The following is a 25429-nucleotide window of genomic DNA, read 5'->3' as shown; positions in this document are numbered from 1 at the left end:
CCGCTATACCGATTACCAATTACTGAATTCCCCAGTCATGTTAAGCCCTAAAAGAACAAAATTCCGCAAACAACAGCGCGGGCGAATGAGCGGTATTTCCACCCGCGGCAGCTCAGTTAGCTTTGGCGACTTTGCCCTCCAAGCCGTCGAACCAGCCTGGATCACTTCCCGCCAAATAGAAGCCGGACGGCGTGCCATGACCCGCTATATCCGCCGGGGTGGCAAAATCTGGATTCGCATTTTCCCCGACAAACCAGTCACCCAGCGCGCAGCAGAAACCCGGATGGGTTCTGGTAAAGGCGCACCGGAATTTTGGGTGGCCGTCGTCAAACCCGGTCGGATTATGTTTGAAATTGGTGGCGTCACTGAAGAAATTGCCCGCGAAGCAATGCGTTTGGCATCTTTCAAATTACCGATTAAAACCAAGTTCATCACCCGCGAAGAAAGCCCGTCATAGTGGCGATCGAAGGTAGAATTAGGTCTGCATTCGTCAGAAATTTAAAATCTGGCACGTACAACTTTTTTTCCCTTCGGTCTTCAGCATCAGAAAGAATTCTGTCTTCACTAGACCGCTAACGATAAAGCACACAACTATGTCTTTGACCAAGATTAAAGAAGCTAGAGAATTAAGCGATGCAGCAGTAGCAGAGCAAATTTTAGCCGTCAAGCGCCAACTAATGGACTTGCGGCTTCAGCAAGCTACCGGCCGCATGGAAAAGCCTCACCTGTTCAAGCACGCCAAACACCGGCTGGCTCAATTAATGACAGTTGAACGCGAACGCCAAATCGCTGCTGAGGCAGCTCTCAAGTCTGCTCCCACCGCAGTCAGCGAGTAGTTAGCAGCAGCCGAGCCGAGGTTCGCACAGTAGTTCAAAAAAACTCAATTGCACAACAACAATAGGTAGGTATGGCAGTTAAAGAACGAGTTGGCGTAGTAGTCAGCGACAAAATGAACAAAACCGTCGTGGTAGCGATCGAAAACCGCTCCTCCCACACCAAATACGGCAAAATCGTAGTCCGCACCAAGCGCTACAAAGCTCACGACGAAGAAAATAAGTGCAAATCGGGCGATCGTGTCCGCATCACTGAAACTCGCCCTCTGAGCAAAACCAAACGCTGGACGGTTGCTGAGATTTTCGGTGCAACAAAGGGTTAACAGTTAATTTCTAATTGCTCGCGTAGTGCGATCGGCTTTCTCGATCGATCGACCCTGTGATTAACCATCAATTAGCAGCAATTAGCACTTAGCAGTTAGCAAGCATCAAATTACCTTTTCCCCAATCACCATGATTCAACCCCAGACATACCTCAATGTCGCCGACAATAGCGGAGCCCGCAAGCTCATGTGCATCCGCGTATTGGGAGGCGGCAACCGTCGCTACGGCGGAGTCGGCGATGTCATCATTGCCGTCGTCAAAGACGCCATCCCCAATATGGCAGTCAAAAAATCCGATGTCGTCAGAGCCGTCATTGTCAGAACCCGCAAAGCCTTGCGTCGCGACAGCGGCATGAGCATTCGTTTTGACGACAATGCAGCCGTGATTATCAATCCCGAAGGCAACCCCAAAGGCACTCGCGTTTTCGGCCCAGTAGCCCGCGAACTGCGCGACAAAAACTTTACTAAAATCGTTTCCTTAGCCCCAGAGGTACTTTAAAATGTACGGAAAAAAGGGTAAACCAACTAGCGAACCGCAGCGCTACAGAATGCACGTCAAAGCAGGCGACACCGTGCAAATAATTACTGGCAAAGAGAAAGGAAAAGTCGGACAAATCTTAAAGACATATCCTAAAGTCAGCAAAGTAATTGTTAAAGGCGTAAATATCCGAACCAAGCACGTCAAACCCCAACAAGAAGGGGAATCGGGAAAAATCGTCACCTTTGAGGCTCCCATTCACAGCTCAAATGTGATGCACTATTCCGAAAAAGAGAAAGTCGCCAGCCGCGTCTGCTATACATTTAGTGAAGACGGCCGCAAACTGCGACAACTCAAAAAAACCGGAGAAATCCTCGATAATTAGTCATTAGTCCTCAGTCATTAGTCATTAGTCCTTAATTGGCAACTAACAACTGACAACTATCAACTGACAACTGACAAAGAACAATTCCCTGACCAAGCCCAGGGACAGTTAACGAAACACCAAAACTATGCCGGACAAACTCAAAGTTCTTTATCAAGGTAAAATCGTTCCCACACTGATGGATCAGTTTAAATATACTAATATCCATCAGGTTCCCAAACTTATCAAAGTTACCGTTAACCGCGGTTTGGGAGAAGCTTCTCAAAATGCTAAGGCACTGGATTCGTCGCTGAATGAAATTGCCATCATCACCGGACAAAAACCAGTGGTGACTCGCGCGAAAAAAGCGATCGCAGGCTTCAAAATCCGCAAAGGAGTACCAGTCGGCGTGATGGTGACGCTGCGGGGCGATCGGATGTACGATTTTCTCGATCGGCTCATCAACCTCGCACTCCCACGCATCCGCGACTTCCGCGGCATCAGTCCCAAAAGCTTTGACGGGCGCGGCAACTACAGCTTGGGTCTGAGAGAACAGCTAATCTTTCCAGAAATAGAATATGACCGCATCGATCAAATTCGAGGCATGGACATTTCAATTATCACCACAGCAAACACCGACGAAGAAGGACGCGCCTTGCTCAAAGAAATGGGAATGCCCTTCCGGGACAACTAAGCAGTAGAGTAAGGATCTTTCACATGGCAGCTAACGATACCATAGCAGATATGTTGACGCGCATTCGCAATTCTTGCATGGCGCGCCACCAAACAACACAAATTCCAGCTACAAAAATGACCCGTAGCATCGCCCAAGTTCTCAAAAACGAAGGCTTTATCAGCGAATTTGAAGAAGCAGAACCAGAAGGCGTAAAGCGAACTATAGTGCTTTCTCTAAAGTACAAAGGTAAAACTCGCAAGCCCATTATCACGGCACTTAAGCGAGTCAGCAAACCAGGACTGCGCGTTTACTCGAACCGCAAAGAACTGCCCAGAGTATTAGGCGGAATTGGCATTGCCATTATCTCCACCTCCAGCGGCATTATGACCGATCGAGAAGCTCGACGCCAAGGTTTAGGCGGTGAAGTGCTTTGTTATGTTTGGTAGTCATTAGTCATTAGTCATTAGTCAGTCGATTTTAGATTTTAGATTAACTTGCAGCATTCAATCTGCAAGCTTAAACAAAAGTCTAAGATTTGGGGATTATCCACTCATGAGTGTCGGCGAATTGTACTTGTTTATTACGAGTCATTAATCACGCATACCATGGAAAAACACTCAAAAGTCGATCGCTAAAGACTAATAACTAGATACTAATAATCAAACACTAAAAACTAAAAACAAAGGACAAAAACTATGTCGCGAATTGGCAAGCGTCCGATTAGCATCCCCACAAAAGTCACCATCACCCTAGACGGTCAAAAAGTAGCCGTCAAAGGCCCTAAAGGTGAACTTTCCCGAGTAATCCCCGCCGAAATCCTCCTAGGAATGGAAGGCGAGACTTTACTCGTTACCCGCCGGGACGAATCTCGCGTCGCCAGACAATTGCACGGCCTCTGTCGCACCCTTGTCGCCAACATGGTCGAAGGTGTATCCCAAGGCTTTCAGCGTCGTCTGGAAATTATCGGCACAGGTTATCGGGCACAGGTTCAAGGACGGAACCTGATTTTAAACGTCGGTTACAGCAAGCCCGTTGAAATGCCTCCTCCAGAAGGCATCACCATGGCAGTTGAAGGCAACACCAACGTCATTGTCTCCGGTATTGACAAAGAACTCGTAGGCAACACAGCAGCCCGCATCCGCGCGGTGCGTCCGCCCGAAGTTTACAAGGGCAAAGGCATTCGCTACAGCGGCGAAGTCGTCCGGCGCAAAGCTGGTAAAACAGGCAAAACAGGTAAGAAGTAACAATGAAGCTTACTCGCAAAGAATCAGTCCACCGCAGACACCGCCGCGTGCGGCGCAAGGTATTCGGCACCGCCGAACGTCCCAGATTAGCGGTATTTCGATCGTCCAATCACATCTACGTCCAGGTAATCGACGACACGGCACAGCACACTTTGGCTGCTGCGTCAACCCTCGATCCAGAATTGAAAGCCGAACTCAGTTCGGGAGCCAACTGCAACGCCAGCACCCAAGTCGGTCAGTTGATTGCCAAACGGTGTTCCAGCGCTGGCATAGTCAAAGTCGTATTCGATCGCGGAGGCAACCTCTATCACGGTCGCGTTAAAGCCCTCGCCGACGCAGCTCGCGAAGCCGGGTTAGACTTTTAGGAAGAAGCAAGAAGGAAGAAGGAAGAAGGAAGAAGGAAGAAGGAAGAAGGAAAAGAGAATCTATAACAAAATTCTTAATTCCTAATTGTTAATTTCTCTATACCAACTACCAATTACTAATCCTCAATTCCCCAAGGACAAAACATGGCAGAACAAAAAGAACAGCGCAACAAGAAAAAAAGCAATAACAACAAAGGGCGCGAAAAAGAATCCGAATGGCAAGAACGGGTTGTTCAGATTCGTCGCGTTACCAAAGTAGTTAAAGGCGGTAAAAAACTCAGCTTCCGCGCCATAGTCATTATCGGCAACGAACGCGGTCAAGTTGGAGTGGGAGTCGGCAAAGCTAGCGACGTAATCGGTGCCGTTAAAAAAGGCGTCGCTGACGGCAAAAAGCACCTAATTGAAGTTCCCCTCACCAAATCAAACTCCATCCCTCACCCGATCAACGGTGCAGGTGGCGGAGCCAAAGTTATGATGCGTCCAGCAGCACCCGGAACCGGGGTAATTGCAGGGGGAGCAGTGCGAACTGTTCTCGAACTAGCAGGAGTCCGCAACATCTTAGCCAAACAGCTAGGTTCAGGAAATCCTTTAAACAACGCTAGAGCCGCAGTCAACGCCCTTTCCACTCTTCGCACCTTATCCGAAGTTGCTCAAGAGCGCGGAATTCCAGTAGAAAACCTCTACGGTTAAGGACTAGGGAACTGGAAATTGTCAGTTTTGAGTATTAAGTATTGAGTTTTGAATAAAAATCTTTCATTCCTCAAAACTCAAAACTCAAAACTACCAATTACCAATTACCAATTACCAATTACCAACTATCAAAACTATGAGATTGCAAGACGCCCGACCAAAAGCGGGTTCCACAAAACGCCCGCGTCGCTTGGGTAGAGGTATTTCTGCCGGTCAAGGCGCGAGTTCCGGTAAAGGGATGCGCGGTCAAAAAGCTAGAGCCGGTAGCGGCACTAGACCCGGTTTTGAAGGTGGTCAAAATCCTCTTTACCGCCGCCTGCCCAAGCTGAAGAGCTTCCCTTTAGTGAACCGGAAAGAGTACACTACCATTAATGTAAGTAAATTAGCATCACTGCCAGCAAACACAGAAGTTACTCTCACCTCTTTGATCGAAGCAAAAATTGTCACTACTGACGACGGGCCGCTGAAAATCTTAGGAGATGGCGAACTGAATGTGGCTCTGCAAGTGCGCGCGGCGGCCTTTACCGCAGGTGCTCGCACCAAAATTGAAGCCGCCGGCGGAAGTTGCGAAGTAGTTGCGTGAAGATTTGAGGTTTGAGAGTTTGTCCAAATCTCAAATCCTCTCTTCTTGCTATCAGAAAATGATTTAGTCGAAAATCCCAAATCTAAAATCCAAAATCGTAACTATGGACGTTAGTAAAGAGAAAGCGCCAACTGCACAAGAGACGTTCATGCAGATGGCTCAAGCTGCTGGTTTGCGGGGCCGCATCCTCGTCACCATTGGCTTATTGATTTTAGTGCGCCTGGGTGTTCACTTGCCAGTCCCCGGCATCGATCGCGCCGCCTTTGCCCAAAACGTCCAAAATAGCCCTTTAATTGGCTTTTTGGACTTGTTTTCAGGAGGCGGGCTGTCAGCTTTGGGGATTTTCGCGCTGGGGATTTTGCCCTACATCAATGCTTCAATTATTGTGCAACTCCTAACTGCGGCTCTGCCAAGTTTAGAAGATATGCAGAAAAATGACGGCGAAGCAGGGCGGCGCAAGATTTCTCAAATTACTCGCTACGTTTCTTTGGGCTGGGCTATTCTGCAAAGCATTGGCATTGCGATTTGGGTCAGCCCTTTTGCTCAGACTCCATCGGCTTTTTTCATCCCCCAGACTGCTTTGGCTCTGACAGCAGGGTCGATGTTTGTGATGTGGATATCGGAAGTGGTGACGGAGCGAGGTATTGGAAACGGAGCATCACTGTTGATTTTTATCAACATTGTGTCGGTTTTACCGCGCTCTTTGGGACAAACTTTTGAATTGGCTCAAAGTGGCGACACGCAAGTTGTCGGCCGCGTAGTTGTTCTGCTGCTGGTCTTTTTGGTGACGATTGTCGGGATTGTTTTTGTTCAGGAAGGTACTCGCCGCATTCCGATTATTTCTGCCCGCCGCCAAGTCGGTCGCAAAGTTTATCGGGAGAGTCGCAGTTATCTACCCCTGCGCTTGAATCAAGGCGGAGTGATGCCGATTATTTTTGCATCTTCGGTGTTGATTGTGCCTTCTTTCCTTGCTCAGTCTCTCAATCAGCCGTTTTTGGTTCAAGTTGCTAATGTGTTGAGTCCGAACGGCCCTGCGCCTTGGGCTTACGCGCTGTTTTATCTGACTTTGATTCTGTTCTTCAGCTATTTCTACGCTTCGTTGATTGTCAACCCCGTAGATATGTCTCAGAACTTGAAGAAAATGGGTGCCAGTATTCCTGGGATTCGTCCCGGTCAGAAAACCAGCGATTATGTGGAGAAGGTTTTGAACCGTTTGACTTTCTTGGGAGCGATTTTTCTCGGTCTGGTAGCTATTGTACCAACGGCTGTCGAAAGCGCGATCGGCGTCCAAACTTTTAGAGGGTTTGGTGCAACTTCCCTACTGATTCTAGTGGGTGTGGCGATCGAAACTGCCAAGCAAATTCAAACTTACGTCATCTCCCAGCGATATGAAGGAATGGTGAAGTAATCGCAATGCAATTGATTTTTATGGGGCCTCCAGGGGCGGGAAAGGGAACTCAGGCTCAGGTTTTAGCCGCTCTCTGGAAAATACCCCACATTTCTACGGGTGACATCCTTCGCGCCTGCGTGGTGGCGAAAACTCCCTTGGGTGTAAAAGCTAAATCCTACATGGATGCTGGTGAGTTGGTTCCCGACGAGTTATTGATGGATATCGTCCAAGAACGCATGAATGAACCAGATGCTGGTGCGGGCTGGATTCTCGACGGATTTCCCCGTACTGTGGCGCAGGCAGCGTTTTTTGACAAACTGCTGTGTGATGTTGGTACTGAGGGAAGTAAGTCTGGAAAGGATTGCGATCTGCGAGCTGTCAATTTGGACGTACCTGACAATGTTTTGGTGACTCGCCTGCTGTCGCGGGGCCGCCAGGATGACAATGAGGAGACGATCCGGCGCCGGTTGCAAGTTTATCGCGAGCAAACTGAGCCTTTGATTGAGTTTTATAGCGCTCGCGAACAGTTAGTTGCGGTTGATGGCGATCGCGATATGGAAGTAGTCACCGCAGAACTGCAACAAGCGCTCTCTGGCGACTCTTGAACCCTCGCAATACAGCTTGTTACTCACCAGCTTTTGCTAAGATATGTTAACTAGGAGCTTTTTGTGCTATCAGGTTTTGTGAGGGTTGCTAGAAACAGGATTGAACTCGATTTTACTTGCTACAACTTTACTCAAGTAAAGCTGAAGCAAGGGGTTAATTGAGTCAAGCAGTCGATCGAGTTACCCGAATTATTGCCCCGTTCGCCTTCAACCCGCCCAAAACGGATACAAGCCACCGACAATCGTCGAGATCCCAAATTTTAGACCGAAGTTCCTGCTCCTTTGATGCATCTGTGGAGTAAATCTAAAATCTAAAATCTAAAATCGGCCGCTCCTTACTTGGTAAATAGGTTTTGAAGCAAACGCTGGGACACTCCTAGTTAATCAAATGTAGAGTTGAGGTAAATACCAAATTGTCTAAGCAAGATTTAATTGAAATGGAAGGGACAGTGACGGAATCACTGCCGAATGCGATGTTTCGCGTTGACCTAGATAATGGGTTTAACGTGCTAGCTCACATTTCCGGCAAGATCCGCCGCAACTACATCAAAATTCTGCCTGGCGATCGCGTCAAAGTTGAATTAACTCCCTACGACTTGACCAAAGGCAGGATTACTTATCGCCTTCGGAAAAAATAGGCTTAGATAAAACTTTCTAAAAACTAATTCTAAGTTTAATTAGAGAGAATTTGGTAAAAAGCTTCAAATTTATGCTATAATGCTACGTTTGTAGTGTTGCCGAGAAGGGCGTCAACAACCCAGCGGCGTACCGGGTTAAGTCATTGCTACGCCGTTTAAGTATCGATCGCCAACATTCTGGCGCAAGCGAACTTTACCCAGCAATGGGAGTGGGTGCAAGCGATCTCCTTCAAAAAACAACCCGCACTTTATACAATTTAATCGAGGAGAGGCCTACACCTTGCCCAGCCTCTCCTCCCACCGCTCTACGGGCCAGCGTGCGTGCTCTCCGGTAGAGCGGGGTTCTCCAGGCAGGAAGAAAGATGAAAGTTCGAGCATCTGTCAAAAAAATTTGTGAAAAATGTCGCGTCATCCGCCGTCGCGGTCGAGTGATGGTGATATGTACTAACCCGAAACACAAACAGCGCCAAGGTTAGAAAACGGGAAAATTGGGCTGGGCAATGCACGCAGGTGCTGCCTAATTCAATATTGTAGCCAAATAGGAAAACTAGGGAGACAAAAAGTGTGGCACGGATTGCCGGTGTAGACCTTCCACGCGATAAGCGCGTCGAAATAGGTCTGACATACATTTACGGAATAGGTCTGTCGCGGGCCCAAAAAATTATCGCTGCAACAGGCGTAAATCCTGACACTCGCGTCAAGGATTTAACAGAGGCCGACGTGACTACTCTACGGGCTCATGTAGAAAGCACCTACCAAATCGAAGGAGACCTCCGGCGCTGGGAGTCAATGAACATCAAGCGCCTGATGGATATCGGGACTTACCGCGGTCGGCGTCACCGTTTGGGTCTGCCGGTGCGGGGTCAACGAACCCGTACCAACGCCAGAACCCGTCGCGGCGTCCGCCGTACAGTGGCGGGCAAGAAAAAAGCACCGTCCAAGAAATAACAGCAGTTTGCAGGAAATTTATGTTCCTGCTGACTGTTTCCCCGCCTTTGGGGAGAGTAATTCAATGAAAACGATAAAGAGACTAATATGCCGCCACGACAACAAACAGGCAAGAAATCTGGTGCAAAAAAGCAGAAGCGTAACGTACCGAATGGGGTAGGCTACATCCAGTCTACCTTTAACAATACGATTGTGACTATTACCGACCTAAATGGCGAAGTAATATCCTGGGCATCAGCAGGTTCCAGCGGTTTCAAAGGAGCTAAAAAGGGTACTCCCTTTGCAGCTCAAACAGCAGCAGAAAGTGCAGCCCGCAGAGCCAATGACCAGGGAATGCGCCAAATAGAAGTAATGGTAAGCGGGCCGGGAGCAGGTCGAGAAACTGCAATTCGGGCCTTGCAAGGGGCGGGACTGGAAATTACCCTGATTAGAGATGTTACCCCAATTCCTCACAACGGCTGTCGCCCTCCCAAGCGGCGTAGAGTCTAAAACGATTTGAGATTTTAGATTTTAGATTTTGGATATTGGCTAACTGCTTAAAGTCAAAAACTAATGGTTCTAACTGTTGCCCCGTCCATCCAAAATCCGAAATCCGTTCAGGGGTATGCTCTGCAATCTAAAATCCAAAATCAAAAATCCAAAGTGGAAAAGGGAGGTCACTCCGTGGCGCAGTTTCAAATTGAATGTATAGAGTCTAACACTGACAAAGACCGCAGTCAGTACGGAAAATTTGTTCTAGAACCGCTCGATCGCGGTCAGGGAACAACTGTTGGGAATGCGCTCCGGCGAGTTCTGCTGTCAAATTTGGAAGGAACAGCAGTAACTTCAGTCCGCATCGCGGGCGTCAATCACGAGTTTGCCACGATCGAAGGGGTACGTGAGGACGTTCTGGAAATTCTCCTGAACATGAAAGAGGTTGTTCTAAAAACTCATTCCCAGCAGCCACAAATCGGTAGGTTGCGGATTGAGGGGCCAGTTACAGTTACTGCCGATCGATTCGATTTGCCCTCTGAGGTGGAATTGATCGATAAATCGCAGTACATTGCGACTCTCTCACCGGGATCTGTTCTGGAAATGGAATTCAGAATTGAAAAAGGCATCGGATATCGAGCAGTAGACCGCAGTCGCGATGATGGGTCGGCTTTGGATTTTCTCCAAATTGACGCCATCTTTATGCCGATTCGCAGAGTCAACTACAGCGTGGAAGATGCTCGGCTCGGTGGCAGTTCTGAGAAAGACCGGCTGGTTATGGAAATCTGGACTGATGGCAGCGTGACTCCTCAAGAAGCTCTGAGTCAATCTGCACACATCCTGGTAGATTTATTTGCACCTCTCAAAGACATCACCCAAGATTCTCTCAAACCCGAGTATCCAGGTGAGGCCGATCCTACGAGCCAAATTCCGATCGAAGAATTGCAGTTGTCAGTCCGGGCTTACAACTGTCTCAAGCGGGCTCAGATCAACTCAGTTGCAGACTTATTGGATTATACCCAAGAAGACTTGCTCGAGATTAAGAACTTCGGGCAGAAGTCCGCAGAAGAAGTGATTGAAGCTTTACAAAAACGCTTGGGCATTACTTTGCCACAGGAAAAATCAGCTAAAAGTTAATCAACGGGTAACGGGTAAAAAAGTTCTGCATTTTCAGTGCGTGAGTTCTTCAGAACCAAGAAGAATTCACCCCCGAGTTCGCAGACTGTCTATCCCCGCGCCCAATTACCAATTACCAATTACCAACTGCTATGCGTCACCGCTGTCGCGTCCCCCAACTAAACAAACCGGCTGACCAGCGCCGCGCCATGTTGCGCTCGCTGACCACCGAATTAATCCGCCACGGTAAAATCACTACCACTCTCGCCCGCGCCAAAGCGCTGCGTCCAGAAGCGGACAGAATGATTACCTTGGCCAAAGATGGCTCCTTGGCCGCTCGCCGGCAAGCTATGGGCTATATCTATGACAAACAGTTAGTACACGCCTTGTTTGAGGCTGCCCAAGAACGGTACGGCTCGCGCAACGGGGGCTACACCCGCGTAGTGCGAACTGTCCCCCGCCAAGGAGACAATTCCGAAATGGCGATCGTTGAACTGGTTTAATGCAATTTTGGGTGGGAGATTTTTGATTTATGACTGACAATCCAAAATCCCCAATCGAAAATGCCCGATCGACACAACGCATTGCTTTGGTAATCCAATACCTCGGCACTGACTTTCACGGTTGGCAGCGACAGCCGAACCAGCGTACAGTACAAGAAGAAATTGAAACAACAATATCGAATGTGCTGGAACGCCCGGTAACGCTGTACGCGGCCGGGAGAACGGATGCGGGAGTTCACGCCGCTGCTCAAGTAGCCCATTTTGATGCTGATGGCCCAATTCCGGCTCACCGCTGGGCAAGCGTTCTCAACTCTCGACTGGCAAAAGATATTTTAATTCGAGCTTCGGCAAAGGTGGAACCTACCTGGCACGCTCGGTTCTCAGCCAGTTGGCGGCGCTATCGCTACACCCTTTATACAGACCCGATTCCTAATCTGTTTGTGCGTCCTTATGCTTGGCACTGCTATCACGCACCTGTGGACGAATCTTTGATTCAGGCAGCTTTGACACCGCTGATCGGGCGGCATCACTTGGCGGCTTTCCACCGCGCGGGGTCTGCACGCCCCCATTCTTGGGTGGACGTACAAGCGGCAGAGTGTCACCGTTCTGGGCCTCTTATCTATATTGAGGTTCAGGCGAGCGGGTTTCTGTACGGGATGATGCGCCTGCTGGTGGGGTTGCTGGTGCAGGTGGGTCGGGGGGAAAGGGCGATCGACAATTTCACTGATATCTGGGTCAACGAACGCCGAGAAATGGTAAAATACGCCGCTCCCGCTCAAGGTTTATGCCTGTTGCGGGTTGGCTATCAGGACTTTCCCTTTCCCACCGATGTTTGGTACGACACTCAGCCCAAATTAGTTATTGGTTATTAGTTATTAGTTATTAGTTATTGGTTATTAGTTATTGGCAACAACTAACAAATAACAACTAACAAATAACAACTGACAACTAACAAATAACAATTAACAAATAACAACTGACAACTAACAATGAACAAAACTTACGTCCCTACTAAAGACTCCCTAGAGCACAAGTGGTACGTGGTCGATGCCGCCGACCAGCGGCTGGGCCGTCTCGCAACTGAAGTTGCCATGTACCTCCGGGGTAAACACAAACCCACTTACACTCCTTCAATGGATACCGGCGATTTCGTAATTGTCATCAATGCTGACAAAATCGCTGTTACTGGCAAAAAACGCACCCAAAAAATCTACCGCCGCCACTCTGGCAGACCGGGCGGCATGAAAACAGAAACTTTTGCCAAATTGCAAGCACGTTTGCCCGAAAGAATTGTCGAAGAAGCGATTCGGGGAATGCTGCCTCACACATCTCTGGGCAGACAACTGTTTACTAAGTTGAAAGTGTACGCTGGCCCTAACCACCCGCACGCAGCTCAACAACCAGAAGAATTAATTGTTCACACGATTCCGGGAGGAAATGAGTAATGCAAGCAACAGATACCGGCCGCGCTGTGTACTGGGGTACAGGCCGCCGCAAGTGTTCCGTAGCGCGGGTACGTTTGGTTCCCGGCACAGGCGTACTGACTGTCAATGGTAAAGAGGGAGATTTGTACCTGCAATTCAACCCCACTTATTTGGCACTCGCTAAGGCTCCTTTGGAAACTTTGGGTCTAGAAAATGAGTACGACATTTTGGTGAAAGTCGAAGGCGGCGGCCTGACAGGTCAAGCTGACTCGATTCGTTTGGGTGTCGCTAGAGCACTTTGTCAGTTAGACCCGGACAACCGGAAACCTCTGAAGATTGAGGGCTATTTGACTCGCGACCCGCGGGCTAAAGAACGTAAAAAGTACGGTTTGCGGAAAGCTCGCAAGGCTCCTCAATACTCGAAACGTTAAACAGTTGACAGTTGACAGTTGACAGTTGACAGTTGACAGTTGAGCTTTTTAATACTGGGATTTAACTCTCCGCTAAGCCCTAGCGTAGTTCTCAAAACAATTCGGCTTCCTGGAGTGGAGGTTTTAAACCCTGAATATTTGCTAAGAGCAAGGAAGAGGGAAGAGGGAAGAAAGAAAAATTTTCTAGATTCCATCCTCCTTTTTTCAAGGTTTTTTTCAGATTCCTGATTCTGGTTTTCAAAGCAGATAGGGCAAAATTACGGCTGTTGTTGGCGTACAAGTCCGATGACGGCTAAAATGGTTGTAAAGTCAAAAATTAGAGAGTAAAAAAAATGGCGAAAGAAGGCATTCACCCTGAGTGGTATCCCGAAGCTCAGGTTTATTGCAACGGCGAACTTGTGATGACTGTTGGTTCGACTAGACCAAAGCTTCAAGTTGATGTCTGGTCGGGAAATCATCCTTTTTATACTGGCACTCAGAAGATTATTGATACTGAAGGTCGTGTGGAACGCTTTATGCGGAAATACGGCATGACGGAAGTAGAAATGCCGAAGGCAGATGCTATGTCGGGGCCGCTGAAAATGGAAGACCCGAAAGCAGATGCTGCTAAGGCTGCTGCTAAAGGCAAAAAGAAGAAGTAGCCGGATTGTCATTTGTCCGCAGTCGGTTGGAAGTAGTTTTTTTCTACTGGTAACTGACTGCTCTCGGATTTTGGATTTGAGATTTGAGATTGCTACGGCCCTTCCGCTGAGGAAAGATCGCGATTCTATCCCAACTTCTCTTCAATTCTAAAATCTAAAATCTAAAATCTATCCGCCCTCGGATTGGAGAGCTTAGACTGAAGAGTTGCTACGGCCCTTCCGCTGAGGAAAGATCGCGATTCTATCCCAACTTCTCTTCAATATCTAAAATCTAAAATCTAAAATCTAAAATCGATTGACGGAGGACATTTGACATGGCTGAATCTTATTTGCTGGATAAATTGAAGTCGGTGGAGCAAACTTTTCATGAGTTGACTCGCCGCATGGCTGACCCGGATGTCGCCAGGGATAATTATGAGTTCCAACGGGTGGCAAAAGCTCGATCGTCCTTGGAGGAAGTGGTCGATACTTTTGACCTGTGGAAAACTACTCAGGAAGATTTGGTGGGCGCGCGGCAAGTTCTTAAGGAAGCTGCGAGCGATCGAGAAATGCAGCTTATGGCCGGGATGGAAGTTGAGGAACTTGAGTCGAAGCTGGAGAGTTTGGAAAGTCGTTTGAAGGTGTTGCTGCTACCGCGCGATCCGAACGATGACAAGAATATTATGCTGGAAATTCGGGCGGGTACTGGCGGAGATGAGGCTAGTATTTGGGCGGGTGATTTGCTGCGGCTGTATTCGCGCTACGCTCAAACTGAAGGCTGGCAGGTGAAGTTGGTGAGCGAGTCACTGGCGGACATGGGTGGTTTTAAAGAGGTGATTCTGGAAATCACGGGGGATAGCGTTTATAGCAAGCTGAAGTTTGAGGCTGGAGTGCACCGGGTGCAGCGAGTGCCGGTGACTGAAGCTGGTGGCCGGGTGCATACTTCGACGGCGACGGTGGCGGTGATGCCGGAGGTGGATGAGGTGGAGATTCATATCGATCCGAAGGATATTGAGATGAGTACGGCTCGATCGGGCGGTGCTGGCGGCCAAAACGTGAACAAGGTTGAAACTGCTGCGGATTTGTTTCACAAGCCGACGGGGATTCGGATTTTCTGTACTGAGGAGCGCAGTCAGTTGCAGAATAAGGAGCGGGCGATGCAGATTTTGCGGGCTAAGCTCTATGATATGAAGTTGCGGGAGCAGCAGGATGAGGTGAAGTCGCGGCGTTTGGCTCAGGTTGGTACTGGTTCGCGATCGGAGAAGATTCGCACGTACAACTATAAGGATAACCGGGCTACCGACCACCGTTTGGGGGAAAATTTTTCGCTCAATAGTGTTTTGGAAGGGGATATTGAGGAGATTATTCAGACTTGCATTTCTCAGGATCAGCAGGAACGTTTGGTCGAGTTGGCTGCTTCTACTTCTAATTGATTGGTTGATGGGGAACTTAGGCGCATTGTTTGCTGAGCCTTTGTTCCCTGATGACTTGACGGATGTGGTTGAGTAGGGCTTCCCAAATTGCATCGGCGATCGCGACTGGATACTTGAAATGTTCGAGGTCATACTGTACGATTATTTCAAGGGGAGCTAAGGTTTGCTGGTTTCGACAACTGGCAATTGCTGCGATCGTCTCCTGTTGCCATCTGGCAAATAGTCTGTAGCTGAAAAAGGAACTGCATTTTTGTCCTTTCTTGTTCAGGTAAACGACTATTACTTGATGTTGTTTGGGGTAAACTTTGACTATGCGGTTGACAGGCATTCTCAGGGCTGCGGCTGTTTCTGTTTTGGAGATTTGCCAGCGCTGGGGTTTTAGCCAACCAGAGGCTGTGAGGCTTTGACGGGTGTTGCGTGTCTTGCGAGTCATTTTTACTGCCCCTGATTGGCTACAAATACAATTACGATTTCAAAAGTATTTATACTCTAACTGGTAAACTTTTTGCTGTCAAGCAAGAAAGACAGATTTTTTGGTAGATAAGTAAACTAGGAGTTGTGTTGATCTGGTGACTAATACTGTGGACGCAGAAGCTAGGAAGAAACTGAGCGAAGTTGTTAAGCTAGCCCGTGGCGACCTGAGTTTTAGCGCTTTTGGTAGGCTATTGGGAGTCTCTGGGTCTGCTGTTCAGTATTGGGAAAAGGGTCAGGTACTCCCGGATACGAAAAATTTGACTCAGATTGCGGCAAAAGCGGGCTTTACAATGGAAGAGTTGATGGCTCATCTCGAAGGTAAGCCAATGCCGGAACCTGTAAATACCAACGAGCTGCTGAAGAAAATTCAATGTATGCCGATTAGTGAGTTGGCGGTGATTGGTAGAGCCGTGATGGATAGACTCGCGGCGGCGGCTGAATCGTCTGGGAAATATAGTTGATTTATCAGTTTGTAGGTAGACTGGTAGATGCGATCGACTAGCTTTTAACTTGTGAACATCCAAAATAGACAAAAACTTAGTGAAATCATCAAAACTGCTCGTGGAACAATGAGTCAACGAGCGTTTGGTAAGCTTTTAGGCGTTTCTGCTACTGCTGTTCAACTTTGGGAAAGAGGCGATACGGTTCCCGATACTGAAAACTTGGGTAAGCTCGCAGCGAGAGCAGGCTATACTCTGGAAGAGTTTCTCAGCATTTTGGATGGCAATCCAGTCTCGCAACCACCAGAAATTAACGATATTGTCAAAAAAATTCAGTTTTTGCCTCTGAGTCAGGTGGCGCTAATTGGCAAGGCTGTAGCGGATAGATTCGCTGCGTCGGCTGAGGCTGCTGGGGAATGAGTTAGGATCGATCGCGATCGCCACTTTTGCGAAGTAGAGTGCGATCGCCCTTATGGACTGACGCACTCCGACAAAGAAACCGGGTTTTTACCTAATCTGTCGGTGACAACGCGTCTTTTCGTAAAAAACCCGGTTTCTGGACTCCTATCATCGCCCTTACGAAAAAAACACTCGCCCTATCTCTGACTCAATATGTCTAAAAACTCTTGGACAATGCGATCGGGTTCTTCGCGGCATCTGTTAGCGTCGCAGTAGTGGATGATGCTGATACCGTGAGATGCAAACTGGCGATCGCGCGTTTCATCTTTTTCTGTATCTGGATGCCATATTTCCAGAATTCCCCATTTGCCTTGGTGGAATATGAGGAAATCTGGTTCTTGGTTTTGTCTACCTGCGGGTGTGGTGAGGCGGGCTTTGGAGTTGGGGAAAAAGAGGGTGTTTGTGCGATCGAGCGCTTCGGCTATTTTTACTTGTTCTTCGCAGCGAAAGCGCAGATCGTTCCAGTGATAAATCCGTTCTTTTATGCTTGACAAGATTCCCTGGTTATGCGCGTTTTCAGGCTTGATAGTTTCATCTGATACTGTATTATAATCAGATATAGTTGCACCCTGTAAATCTGTTGATGAATCAGATTCACTTAAGTTGGCGAATGATATTCTGGCTCCGGTTAAATTAGCACCGCTGAGGTTAACTCCAATTACTTGAGTTCGATGTAATGTCACTTGATGTCGTCGCAAGTATCGCTTAAAAACAGAGCGTAAATTACTTTTTTTTACTTTTTCATCAAAAGCCTCTGAGAGTTGTTTCCAGAGTTTAGCCGCCAGCGCTTTTATGTATTCATCATTATATTGAGAGAGTTGAGAAATTTCCTCATAGGAATGTCTGCCTTCCCAGCATTGTCTAAAGATCAGCTCTTGCACGTCGTTTAAGCCTTCGCCATCGAGGAGAGTTTCTGCGATCGCGATTGCTTCATCAACGGTCATGGCTTAAGTTTCCTTAAAGTATATATCTGGTGAAATTTTGACAATAGGAGGCTATATCTTAGGAATTAAGGCTGATGTTCATTCAACCAATTGGTTAAATCTGAGGCTTCGGAAAAGTCCAAAAGCGCTTCTCCTAAATCCTCTAATTCTTCTACGGATAAAGTCTGAATTTGTTCTTGGATTGGAGGGGCGATCGGACCAATCCGTCGAATCAACAGGCGAGTGAGCAACGACAGCGCCTCATCTTTCCTTCCTTCAAGGAGGCCTAGTTGTCTTCCTTCAAGGAGGCCATCTTCGCGAATTTCTTGGTAAATCACAGAACCGCGCATAGTTTCTTTCCTAAATAGTTGTCTGATTAAGTCTTTTTCAAATCTCAAACCTGCGAGCACTTGGGTACAAGCGAGTAAATCTGCTTGTTGATTCGGTTCCTCTATTGTAGCAATCTGAGTAGCGATTTGCTCTAATAAAGTTCGCGGCGAGTCGGTTTGAGATAGTGTCGCGAATGGGAGCAAGCCGGGGACGGACAGCAGTAAAGCGGGGTCTTGTTCCCACAGGCGGATAACTCGATAGCCGTGTCGGGTGTTCGTATCTGTGTACTCCGATACAAAAACTTGTTCAGAGGCTGTTTGCTGCAAAAAGATTACTACTTGATTGATGGAACAGGAGTATTGCCGTTTGAGCCTGACGTAGTAGTCTAGCATTCTGAAGGCGATCGGCGGGTCGGAGTAGGGTCGGGTTTCAAATTCCAGATGTAGGATTTGGTTATCCGTTTGCAGGAAAACGAGAGAATCGGCTCGGATGGGTTCTTGAATTAGTTCGGTTTTGAGTACCTGAACGTCGGTGGGCTCGTCTATTGGTAGTAGCCAGCTCACGAAGGCGGCGGGGAATTTTTCTGCTAGATATTTGCAGGTGTTGTCGTAGGCCAAGGAAGTTGGGTTGTGAGGGGTTATTTAGAAGAGTTTAGCTCTAGCGGCATCTACCTGAGAAGGGATTTTAGGGCGATTTGGGGAAAGTCATTACTTTTTATCACTTTTTATCACTTTTTATCACTGACAAAGATGAGATCGTGTTGGTAAACTATTTTACCAATAGCTAGCGAGCACGGATTCACAACAAGTAGCAATATAACATAATGAATAAGCAATTCAAGCTGATACTTATCACATCTAGCATTATATATGCTGTGCTTTTTTCTACTGCAAGCTGGGCGCAGACCGTTTTGCAACAAATTCAGCAAACAGGAGTTTTAAAAGTTGGGATTAGAAAAGATGCTGTGCTTTTTGGCTATGAAGATGGACAAGGCTGGAAAGGCTATTGTACTACTTTTGCAGATTCACTAGCAAACAGCCTCAGCCGACAACTCAACAGAACTGTTACTGTAGCGGCTGTGCGTTCTACAATTCAAAATCGCGAGGCGATTGTGAGAAATGGAACTGTGCATATAGAGTGTGGTCCTAACACAATAAGCGGTACTAAAGAACAAGTCGAAAATATCAAATATTCTCAAGCATTTTTTATTACGGGAACACAGTTGATGGTCAAAAATCAAAATAGAAATGTCAACTTAGCAAATACAAGTATTGGCGTCCTGCAAGGATCTGCTAATTTAGCCGCAGTTGCCAGAGTATATCCTCGTGCTGAAATAGTACAATTTCCTGAAAGATATTTAGGCTTAACAGCAGTGTCGAACGGTAAAATCACTGCATTTGCGGGCGATACGATTCTTTTGATAGGAGAAGCCGTCAGACAAGGATTATCTGTAGATAATTTTGCTTTATTGCCCAGTCAACCTCTTTCCTGTGACGTATATGGGATGATACTTCCCGCTAACGATTCTCAGTGGCAAAATTCTGTTAATTCTTTCATCAATAGCAGTGAAGGAAAACAGGCTTGGGGTACTTGGTTTGGAGGATTAGTGCCTTATCTAAAAGCAACTATAGATTATTGCAGTAGATAACGGCACAAACAAAATTGCACAATTAAGTTGTTTAGAGGTTAAAAATGTCAGCAACATCAAAAAGTTGGGAACCTGTAATTTTCCCTATATTAGGCGTTATTGGTTCTGTTATAATAATGCTGTTAGCACGTTTATTTTTATTGTTCATAGTTAGACCATTTTTTGCATTTATCAAGGATTTTAATACTAACTTTTCTTGGCAAAATATATCAAACATAACTCAAGTAACAGGCATATGGTGGCTGGATATTGTTATTGCTTTAATTGCTTTTATTGTCATAGTCATAATTGGAGCTGGTTTTCAAGAAATTGATAGAGAAGCTGGAATAAGTGGTTTACCGTTCCAAATATTTTGGTATATTGTATTGGCATCATTTTTTTGTTTGGGAGCGGGAGCTGCTCCTTTATGTTATATAATTGGAATTGCTGCTGTAGATTTATTGATCTGTCCATTTGTAATTGTTTTGTGCTTTTTGAATACAATTTTAGATTATGGAAACTTGATTGCAAATTTATCTTCGGGAATTAGTCAAAGTATTTATATAGATGTTTTCACAGATACAAGTATTAAGTTCATAAAAAATGTTGCTTATGTTAATGATTTTACCGACTGGATGAGACAAGATGGAGTGAAAATAAATAACTTCTTAGACTATTGGTGGTACACTCTGAGAGCTTCTGTCTTAGGTTTTAGATTCGATGGATTTTGGCAGTGGTTGATTGCATTTCCCGTAAATATAATAGCTAGTATCACATACTTCGTATTATCATTTAAATTTACTTTTAATGGTTTGAGAGAGGAAATTGATAGGCGAGGTATATCACAGATTACTAATTCTGTAGTTTTTCCTTTAGCTTTTCTCATGAGTGCAATTTTAGCATTCATAGGCTTTTGGTGGATAACAGCAGGTTCTCAAGTAAAATTAGCTGTTTCACCTTCTTCTGTTGGAAGAGTTCAGCCAGCAATAAACCAAAAAAATCAAAGTCAAAGCCTGAGTTTGGGAGAACGATCTTTAATTCCAGGGAATGCCAATACCCAAAAACAAGCTGGTATAGCAGCCTTTGCAAAGGGTGATTTTGCTACTGCTGTAACCCAGCTAGAGTTCTACATAAAAGCTAATCGGAACGCTCCCGAAGCACTAATTTACCTCAATAACGCTCGTATTGGGAACAGTAAATCTCATACCATCGCTGTAGCTGCACCCATTGGGCAAGGCGGACAAAGCCTAGATACAGCTAATGAAATTATGCGGGGTGTTGCACAGGCACAAGATGAAGTCAATAAAGCTGGCGGCATTCAGAACATTCCTTTAAAAGTAATGATTGCTAATGATGGCAACGATTCCAAAGTAGCGACAGAAATTGCAGATGCCTTAGCCAAAAATCTATCTGTATTGGGCGTAGTCGGTCATTTTAGCAGTGATGCAACAATAGCAGCAGGAGAGGTTTACCAGAAAAATCAACTCTTGGCGATTTCACCTACCAGCACCTCAGTAAAAATTTCTGGGCTGGGTAACTATATCTTTCGCACAGTACCGAGTGATAAATTAGCAGGTCAATCTCTAGCAAATTATACAACTGGGCAGTTACGATTGCAAAGAATAGCAGTATTTTTTAATTCTGCTAGCAACTACAGCAAATCGCTGAAAAATGAATTGACGGATGCTCTAAATCAAAACGGTGTGAAAGTAACAGAGCAGTTTGACTTTGCTAGTTCTACTTTCAAGGCAAATGATAATGTAAAACAAGCAATTAGTCAGGGAGCAGAAGTAATTATCCTTTTACCAGATGCAGCATCTCTCGATAAAGCTTTACAGGTAGCGAGAGTGAATCAGAATCAATTACCACTACTGGGTGGAGACAGCCCCTACCAGATTAAAACTTTGGAAATAGGTAAACAGGATGTCGAAGGGATGGTATTAGCAATTCCTTGGCACAGAGAGGCAGATCCCCAAGCTGAGTTTACTAAAGATGCCGATCGCCTCTGGGGTGCAGATGTCAACTGGCGCAGCGCAATGGCTTATGATGCAACTAAAGCATTGATTGCTGCTTTGCAACAAAATCCCACTCGCAGTGGTGTCCAAAAAGCACTTTCAGCAACCAAATTCTCTGCTCAAGGTGCTTCGGGAATGGTAACGTTTTTGCCAACGGGCGATCGCAATGGGCCTATTCAACTGGTGAAAATTATTCGCGATGAAAATTCTCGTTCTGGTACTGGTTATGATTTTGTACCATTACAGTGAAATGCTTGATGAATGAGGGCTTTGTAGGCACGTTTCGCCTGCTTTGACAGTTTTTGAAGCCCGATCGCTCTCCAATGCAAATCCCTTCCACTCCATCATACTTTCAAGGATTCTCGCTGCTGCTCCCTACAAGGAACTCCATAAGCAGTATAAGGTCTAACATCAGGCGGTTGAAGCCCCAAAACAATTGATTTAGCCGGAATTCCCGCTGCAACTAACTCCTCAGCAATCAGGCGATCGGTATTATTTGCTTGAATCCACACCTGAGAGTCAATAATATCAATATGAATCACGCAATGGTGAATGCGCTGGTCGTTAAACCAACCTATATTTATTAACATATAGTGGTCATTTTCCAAATCAAAAATTGTGGCGTTTTGCGTCCCACTTTCACAAACGGGAATCTCAGCGTATTCAGTCAGGAGCTGCTTAACAAGTTGGCGATAAGTATTTAAGCTATCCATTGTACTATTTCCTCTGTTTTTGGGTTGAAAACAACAAGATTTAGGCGGTTATTATCTAGCAAAATCTGACCAAATTTTTGTCCTTCAAAAAGCTCGGTAAAAGCATTTAGTGGAATTGCAAGATACAGTTGTCTTTCTGATTCCGTCCGTTGTAAAATATCATGATAAAGAGTGTATTGACCCAAAGCTTGCTCTAAATCTGCAATTCTCGACTCTCTGATAAAACTTTTAACTTCAACCGCTATTTTGCGATCGTTGTTCTCAGCAGCTAATAGCTGTTCTGCACCAAGATCGATCGATAGGTTTCTCTTCGCCCAAGCCAAGGGATAGGGATCGTGGGTAATTGTCCAGCCAGCCTTAATCAGACCCTGTTTGACAACTTGATGATAAATGTCTTTTGCTGGCACGATCGCTTTAAGAGAGCGATCGAGGTTGATACTGACTATTGTAATGTATTGCATCAACTACAACAGAATAGGACTTACGCATCCATATCAAACAGTTCGCGATCGCACTCACACACCACAGAAACCGGGTTTTTTCGTGAATCTGCGACTCTGTACGAAGTATTTTTGTAAAAAACCCGGTTTCTGACTATGGTAATAAAATCTCAAATCCCAAGTGCGATCGCACTCATACACTCCTCGAAACCGGGTTTTTCGAGAATCTGGGGCTTTGTGACAAGTATTTTCCTAAAAAACCCGGTTTCTCGCTACCCGCGCGCCCAGGGCTATAAAATCCAAAATCTAAAATCTAAAATCCAAAATCCGATCGCCCGCCCAAACCCAAATCTTGCCAATGACTAAATTTAATTAAAATTTGTTAAGATTAACTCGACCTCAGCGCCGGCATCCCATCCGCCGCTAAACCTCCCCTTCCCCAGTCCCCACAACAATGCTGCGACTCGAACACATCAGTAAAATTTACCCCACAGGCGTCGTACTCAAAGATGTCACCTGGGAAGTCAAACCGGGCGATCGCATCGGCTTAGTAGGCGTCAACGGTGCCGGCAAATCCACCCAACTCAAAATCATCGCCGGCGAAATGGAACCCACCTCAGGCGAAGTCATTCGCCCCGCCAGCCTCCACATCGCCTACCTCTCCCAAGAATTTGAAATCGACCCCACCCGCACCGTTAAAGAGGAATTTTGGCGCGCATTCAGCGAAGCCAACGAAGTCCACGAATCCCTAATGGAGGTGCACCGAGAGCTCGAAGCCGCCACCCCAGAAAATCTCGACAACATGATCCACAAAATGGATCGGCTACAACGGCAATTTGAAGGCTTAAACGGCTACGGTTTAGAAGCCCAAATCGAGAAAATTTTACCAGAAATCGGATTTGAGCAAGAAGATGGCGATCGGCTAGTCAGCGCTTTCAGCGGCGGCTGGCAAATGCGGATGAGTTTAGGTAAAATTCTCCTCCAAAAACCCGATATCCTGCTGTTAGACGAACCTACCAACCACCTCGACTTAGAAACGATCGAATGGCTGGAAGTTTACCTCAAAGGGCTGACAACCCCAATGGTAATCGTATCCCATGACCGCGAATTTCTCGATCGACTCTGCACCCAAATAGTCGAAACAGAACGTGGCGTTTCCAGCACCTACCTCGGCAACTACTCATCCTACCTCCTGCAAAAAGCAGAAGCGCGCGAAGCCCAACTCAGCGCCTACGAAAACCAGCAAAAAGAACTCGACAAACAGCAAGCATTCGTTGAAAAATTCCGCGCCAGCGCCACACGCAGTACCCAAGCCAAAAGTCGCGAGAAGCAGTTAGACAAAATTGAACGCATCGAAGCCCCCACCGGCGGCTTAAAAACCTTGCATTTCCGGTTTCCCCCCGCACCCCGCAGCGGCCGCGAAGTAGCCATAATTGAAAACTTAGTACACACCTACGGCGAGAAAATCCTATTTTTGGGAGCAGACTTATTAATTGAAAGAGGCGATCGCATAGCCTTTCTCGGCCCCAACGGTGCCGGAAAATCTACATTGCTGCGCCTGATCATGGGTTTAGAAACGCCCACCGAAGGTACGGTAAAAATGGGAGGCCACAACGTCATCCCCGGTTACTTTGAACAGAATCAAGCAGAAGCCTTAGATTTGAATAAAAGCGTGATGCAAACCATTCACGACGAAGTACCCGACTGGAAAAATGAAGAAGTTCGGACTTTGTTGGGGCGGTTCTTGTTTAACGGTGAAACAGTATTCAAACACGTTGGCGCTTTAAGTGGTGGAGAAAAAGCCCGTCTGGCTTTGGCAAAAATGCTGCTGGAACCTGTGAACTTGCTAATTTTGGACGAACCGACAAATCACCTCGACATTCCCGCGAAGGAGATGATGGAAGAGGCGATTAAGAATTACGACGGCACTGTAATTATCGTTTCGCACGATCGCTATTTTATCTCTCAAGTCGCTAACAAAATAGTAGAAGTTCGAGACGGCGAGTTTCGGACTTATCTGGGAGATTACCATTACTATCTGGACAAAATAACTGAAGAGAAAGAACTAGCCAAGTTCGCCAAACTTGAAGCTGAGAAAGCTGCCAAGAAATCCGAGAAGGAAGCGAAGAAGAAAGCGGCGGCTAAACAAAAGTAAGTAACTTGACTGGTAGGGACACGGCAATGTCGTGTCCCGATATTGAATTGAGTCAATTTCAATATTAGAGCGCTTCTAAGCTGGGGCAGCATTTAAATAGGATGCTCGGAACGGGCTAGAAGCCCATTCCACAATATCTTTATTGATTTTTAATCCACAATTTAAATGTAGAACAGCTTATCATAGAAAAACTCATTAATAGTTTAACCCAAAATTCTATTAATCATTTGACTTGCCTGTAACTCGTGATGACAGCCACAGCAATTAATAATTTTAGCGAGAACCTCTGCCCCCTGATTTTTGTTTAAAGAATGGCTTCTGGGAACTAAGACACTCCTGCAAATCATCATCTAAATCTCTAGCAAAACCATAATCTGCCACATACTTAATCAACTGATTTACCGGGCCTAATAAGACAGTATCTGTATCTTGTTGCGACAGAAACGTACCGTCAAATCCGTTGATTTTGTAAAAATCTTTGCGGTTAGTATCCGCCGTAACGGAAGCCACAGTAACTCCGTTAGAAGAAAAGCCTTTGAAGCAGATTCTCTTTTCTGTTTGAGCAATCTGAATGTATCGAGAACCGCCGCCGTGATAAATTCCCACCTGTAACGGTAAAGCAGCTAAAGCATTCTCAGCCCCGATGCTGCTCAAAAACAAAACTATAAATCCCAGTTTGGTACAACAGTGCCAAAACTTCATTTGTGATTCCCTCTAA

General features: G+C 46.3%; 36 protein-coding genes. 30 read left to right on the top strand and 6 right to left on the bottom strand.

Translation table 11 applies throughout. The features are described 5' to 3' along the window. The first annotated feature begins 37 nt into the window (after positions 1-37). The 24 genes from rplP (at position 38) to prfA (ending at position 15135) form a co-directional block, all read left to right on the top strand. Positions 38-457, top strand: coding sequence for a 50S ribosomal protein L16 (gene rplP, locus JGK07_RS03710; RefSeq protein ID WP_293175990.1), 420 nt, complete (start codon positions 38-40; stop codon positions 455-457). Positions 458-593: 136 nt separating this feature from the next. Further along, positions 594-836, top strand: a complete 243-nt coding sequence (rpmC, locus tag JGK07_RS03705; RefSeq protein WP_293133890.1) for a 50S ribosomal protein L29 — start codon at positions 594-596, stop codon at positions 834-836. A 71-nt stretch (positions 837-907) separates the two neighbouring features. Next, entirely contained in the window at positions 908-1156 is a 249-nt protein-coding gene (rpsQ, locus tag JGK07_RS03700; RefSeq protein ID WP_293175988.1) for a 30S ribosomal protein S17, read from the top strand. 130 nt (positions 1157-1286) lie between these two features. Next, on the top strand, positions 1287-1655 hold the full coding sequence (gene rplN / locus JGK07_RS03695; RefSeq protein WP_193973611.1) for a 50S ribosomal protein L14: 369 nt from the start codon (positions 1287-1289) through the stop codon (positions 1653-1655). Position 1656: 1 nt separating this feature from the next. After that, positions 1657-2019, top strand: coding sequence for a 50S ribosomal protein L24 (rplX, locus tag JGK07_RS03690; protein ID WP_293175986.1), 363 nt, complete (start codon positions 1657-1659; stop codon positions 2017-2019). A gap of 127 nt (positions 2020-2146) precedes the next feature. Continuing rightward, the gene (rplE, locus tag JGK07_RS03685; RefSeq protein ID WP_293150725.1) at positions 2147-2692 is read left to right on the top strand and encodes a 50S ribosomal protein L5; all 546 of its coding nucleotides are present in this window, start codon (positions 2147-2149) and stop codon (positions 2690-2692) included. Positions 2693-2715: 23 nt separating this feature from the next. Then, positions 2716-3120, top strand: a complete 405-nt coding sequence (rpsH, locus tag JGK07_RS03680; protein ID WP_194010353.1) for a 30S ribosomal protein S8 — start codon at positions 2716-2718, stop codon at positions 3118-3120. Between the two features lie 249 nt (positions 3121-3369). Further along, a complete protein-coding gene (gene rplF, locus JGK07_RS03675) occupies positions 3370-3918 on the top strand; it encodes a 50S ribosomal protein L6 (protein WP_293133866.1) in 549 nt (182 codons plus the stop codon). Positions 3919-3920: 2 nt separating this feature from the next. Then, complete coding sequence (rplR, locus tag JGK07_RS03670; protein WP_293175984.1) at positions 3921-4283, top strand: 50S ribosomal protein L18; 363 nt, start codon at positions 3921-3923, stop codon at positions 4281-4283. 144 nt (positions 4284-4427) lie between these two features. Then, positions 4428-4973 (top strand): 30S ribosomal protein S5, encoded by a 546-nt coding sequence (rpsE, locus tag JGK07_RS03665; protein ID WP_293175982.1) that lies wholly within the window; start codon positions 4428-4430, stop codon positions 4971-4973. Positions 4974-5109: 136 nt separating this feature from the next. Further along, the gene (gene rplO, locus JGK07_RS03660) at positions 5110-5556 is read left to right on the top strand and encodes a 50S ribosomal protein L15 (protein WP_293133857.1); all 447 of its coding nucleotides are present in this window, start codon (positions 5110-5112) and stop codon (positions 5554-5556) included. A 103-nt stretch (positions 5557-5659) separates the two neighbouring features. Beyond that, positions 5660-6964: a preprotein translocase subunit SecY gene (secY, locus tag JGK07_RS03655; RefSeq protein ID WP_293175980.1), complete on the top strand. Its 1305-nt coding sequence runs from the start codon at positions 5660-5662 to the stop codon at positions 6962-6964. A 5-nt stretch (positions 6965-6969) separates the two neighbouring features. Continuing rightward, on the top strand, positions 6970-7551 hold the full coding sequence (locus JGK07_RS03650; RefSeq protein ID WP_293175978.1) for an adenylate kinase: 582 nt from the start codon (positions 6970-6972) through the stop codon (positions 7549-7551). A gap of 413 nt (positions 7552-7964) precedes the next feature. Beyond that, complete coding sequence (gene infA, locus JGK07_RS03645) at positions 7965-8189, top strand: translation initiation factor IF-1 (RefSeq protein WP_006276978.1); 225 nt, start codon at positions 7965-7967, stop codon at positions 8187-8189. 362 nt (positions 8190-8551) lie between these two features. Beyond that, complete coding sequence (gene rpmJ / locus JGK07_RS03640) at positions 8552-8665, top strand: 50S ribosomal protein L36 (RefSeq protein WP_015178722.1); 114 nt, start codon at positions 8552-8554, stop codon at positions 8663-8665. An 88-nt stretch (positions 8666-8753) separates the two neighbouring features. Further along, positions 8754-9137 (top strand): 30S ribosomal protein S13, encoded by a 384-nt coding sequence (gene rpsM / locus JGK07_RS03635; protein ID WP_293175976.1) that lies wholly within the window; start codon positions 8754-8756, stop codon positions 9135-9137. Positions 9138-9224: 87 nt separating this feature from the next. Beyond that, positions 9225-9626: a 30S ribosomal protein S11 gene (gene rpsK, locus JGK07_RS03630; protein ID WP_265233150.1), complete on the top strand. Its 402-nt coding sequence runs from the start codon at positions 9225-9227 to the stop codon at positions 9624-9626. Positions 9627-9800: 174 nt separating this feature from the next. Continuing rightward, positions 9801-10745: a DNA-directed RNA polymerase subunit alpha gene (locus JGK07_RS03625; RefSeq protein WP_293133983.1), complete on the top strand. Its 945-nt coding sequence runs from the start codon at positions 9801-9803 to the stop codon at positions 10743-10745. Between the two features lie 131 nt (positions 10746-10876). After that, the gene (rplQ, locus tag JGK07_RS03620) at positions 10877-11227 is read left to right on the top strand and encodes a 50S ribosomal protein L17 (RefSeq protein ID WP_293133831.1); all 351 of its coding nucleotides are present in this window, start codon (positions 10877-10879) and stop codon (positions 11225-11227) included. Between the two features lie 29 nt (positions 11228-11256). Further along, the gene (gene truA, locus JGK07_RS03615) at positions 11257-12099 is read left to right on the top strand and encodes a tRNA pseudouridine(38-40) synthase TruA (protein ID WP_293175974.1); all 843 of its coding nucleotides are present in this window, start codon (positions 11257-11259) and stop codon (positions 12097-12099) included. A gap of 117 nt (positions 12100-12216) precedes the next feature. Next, positions 12217-12672: a 50S ribosomal protein L13 gene (gene rplM, locus JGK07_RS03610; RefSeq protein ID WP_293175972.1), complete on the top strand. Its 456-nt coding sequence runs from the start codon at positions 12217-12219 to the stop codon at positions 12670-12672. Beyond that, the gene (rpsI, locus tag JGK07_RS03605; RefSeq protein WP_236504525.1) at positions 12672-13082 is read left to right on the top strand and encodes a 30S ribosomal protein S9; all 411 of its coding nucleotides are present in this window, start codon (positions 12672-12674) and stop codon (positions 13080-13082) included. The genes rplM and rpsI overlap by 1 nt, the downstream gene beginning before the upstream one ends. Before the next feature lie 332 nt (positions 13083-13414). After that, positions 13415-13723: a 50S ribosomal protein L31 gene (gene rpmE, locus JGK07_RS03600; RefSeq protein ID WP_293175969.1), complete on the top strand. Its 309-nt coding sequence runs from the start codon at positions 13415-13417 to the stop codon at positions 13721-13723. 314 nt (positions 13724-14037) lie between these two features. Then, a complete protein-coding gene (gene prfA / locus JGK07_RS03595) occupies positions 14038-15135 on the top strand; it encodes a peptide chain release factor 1 (RefSeq protein WP_293175967.1) in 1098 nt (365 codons plus the stop codon). A 16-nt stretch (positions 15136-15151) separates the two neighbouring features. Here prfA and JGK07_RS03590 read toward each other — a convergent pair whose 3' ends face one another. Then, positions 15152-15568 carry a hypothetical protein gene (locus tag JGK07_RS03590; protein ID WP_293223809.1) on the bottom strand — a complete coding sequence of 139 codons (417 nt, stop codon included), beginning with the start codon at positions 15566-15568 and terminating at the stop codon, positions 15152-15154. Positions 15569-15704: 136 nt separating this feature from the next. Here JGK07_RS03590 and JGK07_RS03585 point away from each other — a divergent pair, with 136 nt between their 5' ends. Together JGK07_RS03585 and JGK07_RS03580 are read left to right on the top strand one after the other, a co-directional pair. Further along, positions 15705-16070 (top strand): helix-turn-helix transcriptional regulator, encoded by a 366-nt coding sequence (locus JGK07_RS03585; protein WP_293223811.1) that lies wholly within the window; start codon positions 15705-15707, stop codon positions 16068-16070. A gap of 108 nt (positions 16071-16178) precedes the next feature. Continuing rightward, positions 16179-16469 carry a helix-turn-helix transcriptional regulator gene (locus JGK07_RS03580; protein ID WP_293223813.1) on the top strand — a complete coding sequence of 97 codons (291 nt, stop codon included), beginning with the start codon at positions 16179-16181 and terminating at the stop codon, positions 16467-16469. Between the two features lie 176 nt (positions 16470-16645). On the opposite strand, the gene JGK07_RS03575 is transcribed toward JGK07_RS03580, so the two are convergent. Continuing rightward, positions 16646-17452 (bottom strand): pentapeptide repeat-containing protein, encoded by an 807-nt coding sequence (locus JGK07_RS03575; RefSeq protein WP_293223815.1) that lies wholly within the window; start codon positions 17450-17452, stop codon positions 16646-16648. 65 nt (positions 17453-17517) lie between these two features. Then, entirely contained in the window at positions 17518-18378 is an 861-nt protein-coding gene (locus JGK07_RS03570; RefSeq protein WP_293210320.1) for an Rpn family recombination-promoting nuclease/putative transposase, read from the bottom strand. A 206-nt stretch (positions 18379-18584) separates the two neighbouring features. On the opposite strand from JGK07_RS03570, the gene JGK07_RS03565 reads away from it, so the two are divergent. Together JGK07_RS03565 and JGK07_RS03560 are read left to right on the top strand one after the other, a co-directional pair. Further along, a complete protein-coding gene (locus JGK07_RS03565; protein WP_293210322.1) occupies positions 18585-19409 on the top strand; it encodes a transporter substrate-binding domain-containing protein in 825 nt (274 codons plus the stop codon). A 44-nt stretch (positions 19410-19453) separates the two neighbouring features. Continuing rightward, entirely contained in the window at positions 19454-21652 is a 2199-nt protein-coding gene (locus tag JGK07_RS03560) for an ABC transporter substrate-binding protein (RefSeq protein ID WP_293210324.1), read from the top strand. A gap of 95 nt (positions 21653-21747) precedes the next feature. On the opposite strand, the gene JGK07_RS03555 is transcribed toward JGK07_RS03560, so the two are convergent. After that, positions 21748-22116, bottom strand: a complete 369-nt coding sequence (locus tag JGK07_RS03555; protein WP_293210326.1) for a XisI protein — start codon at positions 22114-22116, stop codon at positions 21748-21750. Then, entirely contained in the window at positions 22104-22577 is a 474-nt protein-coding gene (locus JGK07_RS03550) for an element excision factor XisH family protein (protein ID WP_293210328.1), read from the bottom strand. The genes JGK07_RS03555 and JGK07_RS03550 overlap by 13 nt, the downstream gene beginning before the upstream one ends. 135 nt (positions 22578-22712) lie before the next feature. Here JGK07_RS03550 and JGK07_RS03545 point away from each other — a divergent pair, with 135 nt between their 5' ends. Together JGK07_RS03545 and JGK07_RS03540 are read left to right on the top strand one after the other, a co-directional pair. Continuing rightward, positions 22713-22922 carry a hypothetical protein gene (locus tag JGK07_RS03545; protein WP_293210330.1) on the top strand — a complete coding sequence of 70 codons (210 nt, stop codon included), beginning with the start codon at positions 22713-22715 and terminating at the stop codon, positions 22920-22922. A gap of 88 nt (positions 22923-23010) precedes the next feature. Continuing rightward, the gene (locus tag JGK07_RS03540) at positions 23011-24711 is read left to right on the top strand and encodes an ABC-F family ATP-binding cassette domain-containing protein (RefSeq protein ID WP_293205441.1); all 1701 of its coding nucleotides are present in this window, start codon (positions 23011-23013) and stop codon (positions 24709-24711) included. A 273-nt stretch (positions 24712-24984) separates the two neighbouring features. Here JGK07_RS03540 and JGK07_RS03535 read toward each other — a convergent pair whose 3' ends face one another. Then, entirely contained in the window at positions 24985-25413 is a 429-nt protein-coding gene (locus JGK07_RS03535) for a hypothetical protein (protein ID WP_293175936.1), read from the bottom strand. Positions 25414-25429 lie beyond the last annotated feature (16 nt).

The organism is Microcoleus sp. PH2017_24_DOB_U_A (assembly GCF_020738205.1).
GTDB lineage: Bacteria > Cyanobacteriota > Cyanobacteriia > Cyanobacteriales > Microcoleaceae > Microcoleus.
This window is presented reverse-complemented; position numbering and strand designations above follow the sequence as displayed.